The 1,490-nt window shown below is 39.9% G+C and carries 2 protein-coding genes; one reads left to right on the top strand and one right to left on the bottom strand.

Annotated elements, in window-relative coordinates; translation table 11 throughout:
• A partial coding sequence (locus FKN93_RS17300; RefSeq protein WP_170905756.1) for an RNA-guided endonuclease TnpB family protein occupies nt 1–935 on the bottom strand: 935 nt, incomplete at its 3' end.
• Between the two features lie 65 nt (nt 936–1,000).
• Here FKN93_RS17300 and tnpA point away from each other — a divergent pair.
• Nucleotides 1,001–1,420 carry an IS200/IS605 family transposase gene (gene tnpA, locus FKN93_RS17295; protein ID WP_170905755.1) on the top strand — a complete coding sequence of 140 codons (420 nt, stop codon included), beginning with the start codon at nt 1,001–1,003 and terminating at the stop codon, nt 1,418–1,420.
• Nucleotides 1,421–1,490 lie beyond the last annotated feature (70 nt).

Below are 1,490 nucleotides of genomic sequence, written 5' to 3'. Positions count from 1 at the left end.
TGATCAATCTTAGACACTCTTCGACCATACCAAGCAGCTTTGTACTCTAGCTGCCTGACAATTTCGCCAAAGTTTGCGTCACTAATTGCTTTTGCTAGCTTTTTGTTTTTCAACATGTTTTTAACTCGCAATGACTCGATACAGATCACTTGGTTTTCGTTTATCAGTTTCGTTGTCATTTTATGCGTGAAATCAACACGACAATTTGCAATCTTCTCGTGGATCTTTGCCACGATGATGCGTTGCTTATTGAAATTATTAGAACCTTTCGTCTTCTTGGAAAGTTTACGTTGAGCTTTAGCCAGCTTCTTCTCGTACTTCTTGGTGTATTTGGGATTGTTGAATACAACGCCATCAGAACAAGCCGCAAGTGATTTGATACCAACGTCTACACCCACAGTTTTGCTTGCGATAGGTAACGGTTGAATTTCTGTTTCAACAAGCATCGAAATGAAGTATTTGCCTGTTTTAGTTTTGGACACATAGACGGAAGACGGGCTGCCATTGAACGGTCTTGATAGTTTGACTTTCAATGAATTTTTCATCTTGGCTAAAGTGATTTGCTTTGTTTCAGCGTTGAATTTAAAAGCGTTAGCCATGTAGCAAGCGGATTGCTTACCATGTTTGTTTTTGAACTTAGGATAGCCAAATCCAGATTTGAAAAATGCTTTAAACGCTTTATCAAGATGACGGAGCGATTGCTGTAATGGCACACTTGAGACGTTCTTCAACCAAGAATAATCCGCATCTTTTTTAAGCGTAGTTAAATTTTGATTCCAATCGCTGAAGTTGGTTTTGTTACCTTGTTCATACTGTTCTTTCGAGAAAGCCAAAGCATTGTTGTAAACAAATCGCACGCAGCCAAAGGTATGCTCAAGCATTTCTGCTTGCTCTTTACTTGGCTTAAACCGATATTTGTAAGCTACTAATGTCATTTGGTCTTTCCTGATAAGATGCCTTATTATGGATAGACTTAAACAACAAATCAATAGTTGGTCTAATGACACATAGCCAAGAACATCCGATCCGTCGAGGTCGTCATTGCGTCAGCGCATTACACGCACATTTGGTTTTTGTCACCAAGTATCGGCGGAAGGTGTTCAATGACGAAATACTGATTCGTTTGGAGCAAATATTAAGAGAAGTATGTAACGATTTTGAAGTTGAGCTAAAGGAGTTCAACGGTGAGAAAGATCACGTTCATCTAATGCTTGAGTACCCTCCAAAAGTGCAGTTATCGAAGCTGATCAATTCATTGAAAGGGGTTAGTTCTAGGCTTCTACGGCAAGAGTTCCCTGTCATTCATCGTTACTTGTGGAAAGGGGCGCTTTGGAGTCCTAGTTACTTTGCTGGATCTTGCGGAGGAGCAAGTCTTGAAGTTTTAACTAGGTACATTGAGAGTCAGAATCGTCCTGACTAATTTTTGCTACTTCGTAGCAATGCCTTACATCCTCCCCATAAATGGGGAGGTTTTACGCCAAAATGATAAA

The organism is Vibrio sp. A8-1, assembly GCF_013048685.1.
Taxonomy (GTDB): domain Bacteria; phylum Pseudomonadota; class Gammaproteobacteria; order Enterobacterales; family Vibrionaceae; genus Vibrio; species Vibrio metschnikovii.
Note: the sequence above shows the minus strand (reverse complement) of the source record. Positions and strands in the feature narration are given on the sequence as shown.